Below are 6,858 nucleotides of genomic sequence, written 5' to 3'. Positions count from 1 at the left end.
TCGTATCCGGGATCCGGGGAACGACGGCCGTACGGGGCATAAGCGGCGACACCACGCTCGTCGGCAACGGCGAGGCGGTGAAGTACGCGCAGTGGCGCCGACACGCCGCCGAGCCCGGCAAGGTCCCCGAGTACGAGGACATCGACGAGCCCGGCGCCGCCGCCCAGATCGACGCGCTGCTCGGCGAGCACGCCGACCCCCGCGGCATCACCCTCGCCCCCGCCGCCGCCCATGAGCTCCTTTGCCGGTACGGCATCTCGGTACGGCCGACGCTCCCCGCCCCCGGCCCCGACGCTGCCGCGCAAGCCGCCGCTCGCCTCGGCTATCCCGTCGCCCTCAAGACCACCGCCCCGCACCTCCGCCACCGCGCAGACCTCGGCGGCGTACGGCTCGATCTGGCCGACGAGGCCCAACTGCGGCAGGCATACCGCGAGTTGACCGACGTCCTCGGTAAGCCCGAGGAGCTGCAGCCCGTCGTGCAGGCCATGGCCCCCCGCGGCGTCGACACCGTCGTCCGCGCCGCCATCGATCCCGCCGCCGGCGCCGTGCTCTCCTTCGGGCTCGCAGGCGCCCCCTCCGAGCTGCTCGGCGACACCGCCCACCGGCTCGTCCCCGCCACCGACCGCGACGCGGCCGAGCTGATCAGGACCATCCGGACCGCGCCCCTCCTCTTCGGCTGGCGCGGCTCCGCGCCTGTGGACACCCCGGCACTCGAAGAGCTGCTGCTACGGGTGTCACGACTGGTCGATGACCACCCGGAAGTGGTCGCAGCCAGCCTCGAACCGGTCGTCGTCGCTCAGCGCGGCCTCTCCGTGCTCGGCGCGTCCGTTCGCCTTGCGTCACCCCCCGCCCGCACCGACCTCGGCCCCCGGCGACTCCCCAGCTACTGAGCGCTCACCGCCCCCGCGGCCCCGTAGGATGGACCTCATGGCGAAGACCGGTACGACGACCCAGGGGCTGCGCGCGGCGATCGAGCGCAGCGGCTACTACCCGGCCCTCGTGGCCGAGGCGGTGGAGGCCGCCGTCGGTGGTGAGCAGATCGCGTCGTACCTGGTGCACCAGGAGACCACCTTCGATGCGAACGAAGTGCGCCGCCATGTCACCGTCCTCGTCCTGACAGTCAACCGCTTCATCGTCAGCCACACCGACGAGCAGGCCGCCGACTCGTCCTCCCCGACGCCGTACGCCACCACCTCCACCGAATCGGTCAAGCTCGGCCGGATCTCGTCCGTCGTGGTCAGCCGCGTCGTCGCCAACCCCGAGTCGTACACCCCAGGCACCCTGCCCCGCGAGGTCGTCCTCACCATCGGCTGGGGCGCTGTGTCCCGCCTCGACCTGGAGCCCGCAGCCTGCGGTGACCCCAACTGCGAAGCGGACCACGGCTACACCGGCAACTCCACCGCCGACGACCTGAGCCTGCGCGTCAGCGAGGCCGGCGACGGCTCGGACGCCGTCCGCCAGACGCTCGCCTTCGCCCAGGCGCTCTCCGAAGCCACGGCAGCCACGCGCTGATGGCCCAGCCCGCAGCCTGGCCGGACGACCCCGTTCCCCTCGCTCTCGACACCGCGCCTGTCCCCGCTTACGGCACGGGATCGCTCGCCGATCTGCTGCCGACGCTCGCCGCGGGCCAGGGGGTGCCGGGCCTCACCCGGTCCATGCCCGAGCTCACCCCCGCCGACCGGAACTGCGTGTTCCTGATCGACGGCCTCGGCTGGGAGCAGATCAAGGCCCACCCCGACGAGGCCCCGTATCTCACCTCGCTGCTCGCCACCTCGCGCGGCGGCACGGGACGGCCGATAACCGCCGGCTTCCCCGCCACCACCGCCACCTCGCTGGCCTCCGTCGGCACCGGCCTGCCGCCCGGCGCGCACGGCCTGCCCGGCTACACCGCGCGCAACCCGGAGACCGGCGAGCTGATGAACCAGCTGCGCTGGAAGCCGTACACCGATCCGAGGGCCTGGCAGCCGTACCCCACGGTCTTCCAGCTGGCCGATGCGGCGGGCGTGCACACCGCGCAAGTGTCGTCGCCGACCTTCGAGCACACCCCGCTCACCAAGATCGCGCTCAGCGGCGGCAGCTTCCGCGGCCGGCTCTCCGGCGAGGAGCGGATGGACCTCGCCGCGGACCAACTCGCGGCGGGTGACCGGTCGTTGGTCTACACGTACTACAGCGACGTGGACGGCAAGGGCCACCGCTTCGGCGTCGACTCCGACGCCTGGCGCGGCCAGCTGATGTACGTCGACCGGCTGGTGCAGCGCCTCGCCGAGCAGCTCCCGCCCCGCGCGGCCCTGTATGTCACCGCCGACCACGGCATGATCGACATCCCATTCGACGAGCAGTCGCGCATCGACTTCGACGAGGACTGGGAGCTGCGCGCGGGAGTCGCCCTGCTGGGCGGCGAGGGCCGGGCCCGCCATGTCTACGCGGTCCCCGGCGCAGAGTCCGATGTGCTCGCCGTCTGGCGTGAGGTGCTCGGCGAGCAGTTCTGGGTGGCGAGCCGGGACGAGGCGATCGCGGCCGGCTGGTTCGGTGCCCGGGTCGACGAGCGGGTGTACGGGCGGATCGGCGATGTCGTCGCCGCCGCCCACGACGACGTGGTGATCACCGCGTCAGTCACTGAGCCGCACGAGTCGGCGATGGTGGGGATGCACGGCTCGATGACCCCCGTCGAGCAGCTCGTTCCGCTCTTCGAAGTACGCTCATAAGCGCCGTGGACGCCCCGCCTCAGGCAGACCCGAAAGGTCCTCAACTCCCCATGCCCGAGCTGGTGTTCTTCTCCGGAACGATGGACTGCGGAAAGAGCACCCTCGCTCTTCAGATCGAGCACAACCGGTCCGCGCGCGGCCTCCAGGGCATGATCTTCACGCGCGACGACCGCGCGGGCGAGGGCAAGCTCTCCTCCCGGCTCGGCCTGGTCACCGACGCGGTCGAGGCCGCGGAGGGCTTCGACTTCTACGCGTATCTCGTCGCCCATCTCTCCAAGGGCGGACGCTGCGACTACGTCATCGCCGACGAGGCGCAGTTCCTCGCGCCCGAGCAGATCGACCAACTCGCGCGCGTCGTCGACGACCTCGCCCTGGACGTCTTCGCGTTCGGCATCACCACCGACTTCCGCTCCAAGCTCTTCCCCGGCTCGCAGCGGCTCGTCGAACTCGCCGACCGGGTCGAGGTGCTGCAGGTCGAGGCGCTGTGCTGGTGTGGCGCGCGGGCCACGCACAACGCCCGTACCGTCGGCGGGGTGATGGTCGTCGAAGGCGCCCAGGTCGTCGTCGGCGACGTCAACCAGTCGCCGGACGAGATCGGTTACGAGGTGCTGTGCCGGCGACACCACCGGCGGCGGATGACCGCCGCCGCCGCCCGCGCCGCCGCGCTCTCCCCGGACGTCCTGCCGGTCGAGGTCGCCGACGTCAGCGACCGGCCGTCCGTACGATCGTGAAGACGGCGCCCTCCGGGTCGGCAACAGTCGCGAGCCGCCCGCCGGCATCGTCCCTCGGCGGCTGCAGCACATGCCCGCCGAGCTCCACCACCCGGCGCGCGGCCTCGTCGGTGTCCTCGACCTTGAAGTACGTCATCCAGTGCGTGCCCCGGTCGCGCGGCAGGGCATGGCCCACGCCGCGCAGGCCGGCCACCGGACGCCCCTGAAGGTGCAGCGTCACATAGTCGGAGTCGGCCGAGACGACAGGCTCCAGCTCATAGCCGAAGACCGCCTGGTAGAACTTGCCGACCGAAGCGGTCTCCGTGGTCAGCAGCTCTTCCCAGACCGGAGTGCCGTGCGTGCCGTACACGGCGGTGCCGCTGTGGGCGGCCGGCTGCCAGATGCCGAAGACCGCGCCCGCCGGGTCGGTCACGATGGCCAGCCGGCCCGCGTCCTCGGCGTCCAGCGGGCCGACGCCGACCGTGCCGCCGTAGCTCCTGATCTTTTCGACGGTCGCGTCCGCGTCTTCGGTCGCCAGGTACGGCGTCCAGGCGACCCCGAGATGCCGGTCGGCCGGGAGCCGGCCGATGCCTGCGACCTCCTTGCCGTCCAGCAGCGCGCGGACGTACGGCCCGAGCTGCTGCGGGCCGGGTGAGAACTCCCAGCCGAACAGCTCTGCGTAGAAGGCCTGGGTCGCGTCAAGGCTGTGCACCATCAAGCTCACCCAGCAGGGCACGCCGGGTCTGTGCCGAGTCGCCTCGGTCATCGTCACTCTCTCCTCGGACCATACGTGGTGGCCGTGCGGGGGGCCGGATGCGCGCCGTTGTACGGAACGGCCGTGCGCCCCGTGCAGATGCTCGCACCACCCGGCGTCCGGTGCGCCCCGGCCGCGCCGCTTTTGGCCGGTTCCCGACCAAGGATGCCCGTTTTGGTATTAAGAATCCGTTTCGTGGGCGTTACTCTGCGCCTGGTCACTGCGCAAGGATGGCCACATGAACCCGATTGTTTCCGCGACCGATCTCGTGAGCGAGCTCTCCGGCCCCACCCCGCCGGTCCTGCTCGACGTCCGCTACCAGCTCGGTGGGCCGCACGGGCGGCCCGACTACGAGGCCGGGCACATCCCGGGCGCCGTCTTCGTCGACCTCGAAGCGGAACTGGCCGGACCGCCCGGAGCGGGCGGCCGCCACCCGCTGCCGGACGTGGCGGCCTTCGGTGCGGTGATGCGCCGCGCCGGAATCTCCGCCGGCACACCCGTCGTGACCTACGACGGCGACAAAGGCTGGGGCGCGGCGCGCGCCTGGTGGCTGCTGCGCTTCACGGGGCACGCGGATGTGCGGGTCCTGGACGGCGGCCTCGCCGCGTGGACGGGGCCGCTGGAGACCAAGATCCCCGAGCCGGCCGAGGGTACCTTCGTACCCGAGCCGGGCGCACTGACGCTGTTGGACGCCGACGGCGCGGCCGCGCTGGCGCGCGAGGGCCTGCTGCTGGACGCCCGCGCGGGAGAGCGTTACCGCGGCGAAGTGGAGCCCATCGACCGGGTCGCCGGCCACATCCCCGGCGCGGTCTCGGCACCGACGACTCAGAACGTGGACGAGGCGGGCCTGTTCCGGCCGCGCGAATGGCTGGCAGCACGCTTCGTCGGCTTCGGGGCGGGCGAGGGCGCGAAGACCGTGGGCGTCTACTGCGGGTCGGGCGTCTCCGCCGCCCAGCAGGCGGTGGCCCTGGAGCTCGCCGGCTTCAAGCCTGCCCTCTATGCCGGTTCCTGGTCGGAATGGTCTTCGGACCAGGACCGCCCGGTGGCGACGGGACCGCACCCGGGCTGACGGCCGCACCCGCGCTGCCCACTCGCTGCCCGCCCCGGGTCGGTGTTGCCGTCGGGCAGCACGGTCGGCGGCACGCCCCGGTGCCTCGCCAAGTCGCCCCGTACGCAAACGGGTCCGGCACGTTCACCGTGCCGGACCCGCGCGAGCGTTGGGCAATCCGCTATTCCTGCTTCTTGCGGCGCGTGCCGAACACGATCTCGTCCCAACTCGGCACCGCCGCGCGGCGGCCCGGGCGGACGCCGTCCGCCTCCGCCTGCCTGTCCGTCGTGCCCGTCAGACGGTCGCGATGGCCCGCCACCGAGCGCGGCATGAGCACGTCCGCGTACGCCGAACCCGCGCCCGCCGAGGCCGCCGGAGCGACCGGCTCCTCCGCCTCGGGCTCCTGGACGGGCTCGGTCGCAGGAGGCTCCGGCGGTGCGGGCCGCTCGGGCACGACCATGTCGCCCCGGAAGCTCGGCACCGCCTCCAGCAGGCTCGTCAGGGAGTCCCGCTCCCCGCCGTTCTCCTCCGGCTCGGCCGACGGGGCGGGCGGGCGCTCCAGTTGGCGGTCGAGAGCGCGGTCCAGCGGACGGTCCCGCGGCAGTCGCGCGATGCGCGGTACGAACGGAAAGCTCGGCTCCTGCGTCGCGATCGTGTCGTCCGTCTCGCCGATCAGCGCGCGCGCTTCGTCGTCGACGGCCTGGACGAGCCGCCGCGGCGGGTCGTACGTCCAGCTCGCCGAGTGCGGCTCGCCCGCCACCCGGTAGACCAGCAGCACCTCCCAGGTGCCGTCGTCCCGGCGCCAGGAGTCCCACTGCACGGTTTCCTTCTCGGCGCCGCGCAGGGTCAGCCGCTCCTGCACCGCCTCGCCGAGCTGCGGCCCGGTGTTCTCGCCGGGACGGCGTACGGGAGTCTTGCGCGCCCGCTCCGCCATGAACGCGCGCTCGGCGAGCACGGGTCCTTCGAAGCGCCGCACCCGGTCGACCGGAATACCGGCGAGCTGCGCGACCTCCTCGGCGGAGGCTCCGGCGCGTATACGTGCCTGGATGTCGCGGGGCCGGAGGTGGCTCTCCACCTCGATCTGGCCGAGACGGGCGCGGTCATTACGCACGGCAGCGCGCAGACGCTCGTCAATCGGAAGCGTGTACTCCGTGCTGTCCGCAGCCTTGAGCACCAGTCGTGTGCCGTCGTTGGAGACGGCCACGACACGCAGTTCGGGCATGGGAACCTCCCGGGTGGTGCCTGCCGACGTCACGTGCGTCGCTGCTTCCGCTAGTCGAGTGTGGCCTGCCCGGGTGCAGCCTGCCACAACCTTGCCGAGTTGCCCGGCGCGTCGGGCACAGGCCCTGGATCGCCGTTATGGCACGGTTACCTCTTTGCCACTCTGAGTAACGAGCTGGTCACTCTTTGCATCCATTACCCATGCGGTGCCGTGGCGCCGCCGGGTCGAGCGCCGCTTTCGGCCCCCCACCTGGGGTCCGGACACCCGAGAGGGAGGCCTGGCCCCAGGGCTCGCCACAGTACTCCATTCGGGCCACGGGTGTGGACCGCCGCGCCGCCGAACTTCTGCTCGAGCACGGGAGTTGGGCGTCTGGGGCATGGGTGAGCATGTGTCCTGATTCACAGAACCTTCCCAAGGGA

At 72.2% G+C, this 6,858-nt stretch carries 7 protein-coding genes; 5 read left to right on the top strand and 2 right to left on the bottom strand.

The window, feature by feature from the left end:
- The 4 genes from ACWDO5_RS02715 to ACWDO5_RS02700 all read left to right on the top strand — a co-directional run.
- On the top strand, window positions 1-890 hold an 890-nt coding region (locus ACWDO5_RS02715), incomplete at its 5' end, for an acetate--CoA ligase family protein (protein ID WP_450527785.1).
- Window positions 891-927: 37 nt separating this feature from the next.
- Complete coding sequence (locus ACWDO5_RS02710; protein WP_450527783.1) at window positions 928-1,512, top strand: DUF5998 family protein; 585 nt, start codon at window positions 928-930, stop codon at window positions 1,510-1,512.
- Window positions 1,512-2,705 (top strand): alkaline phosphatase family protein, encoded by a 1,194-nt coding sequence (locus ACWDO5_RS02705; protein ID WP_450527781.1) that lies wholly within the window; start codon window positions 1,512-1,514, stop codon window positions 2,703-2,705. The genes ACWDO5_RS02710 and ACWDO5_RS02705 overlap by 1 nt, the downstream gene beginning before the upstream one ends.
- Window positions 2,706-2,755: 50 nt before the next feature.
- Window positions 2,756-3,436 (top strand): thymidine kinase, encoded by a 681-nt coding sequence (locus tag ACWDO5_RS02700; protein ID WP_450527779.1) that lies wholly within the window; start codon window positions 2,756-2,758, stop codon window positions 3,434-3,436.
- Here ACWDO5_RS02700 and ACWDO5_RS02695 read toward each other — a convergent pair.
- Complete coding sequence (locus tag ACWDO5_RS02695; protein WP_450527777.1) at window positions 3,408-4,181, bottom strand: VOC family protein; 774 nt, start codon at window positions 4,179-4,181, stop codon at window positions 3,408-3,410. The two genes, ACWDO5_RS02700 and ACWDO5_RS02695, sit on opposite strands and share 29 nt — an antisense overlap.
- A 226-nt stretch (window positions 4,182-4,407) precedes the next feature.
- Here ACWDO5_RS02695 and ACWDO5_RS02690 point away from each other — a divergent pair, with 226 nt between their 5' ends.
- On the top strand, window positions 4,408-5,238 hold the full coding sequence (locus ACWDO5_RS02690; protein ID WP_450527776.1) for a sulfurtransferase: 831 nt from the start codon (window positions 4,408-4,410) through the stop codon (window positions 5,236-5,238).
- Between the two features lie 160 nt (window positions 5,239-5,398).
- Here the strand turns inward: ACWDO5_RS02690 and sepH are convergent, their stop codons facing one another.
- Window positions 5,399-6,439 carry a septation protein SepH gene (gene sepH, locus ACWDO5_RS02685; protein WP_450527774.1) on the bottom strand — a complete coding sequence of 347 codons (1,041 nt, stop codon included), beginning with the start codon at window positions 6,437-6,439 and terminating at the stop codon, window positions 5,399-5,401.
- Window positions 6,440-6,858 lie beyond the last annotated feature (419 nt).

The sequence above is a fragment of the Streptomyces sp. NPDC000880 genome (assembly GCF_053599675.1).
This window is presented reverse-complemented; position numbering and strand designations above follow the sequence as displayed.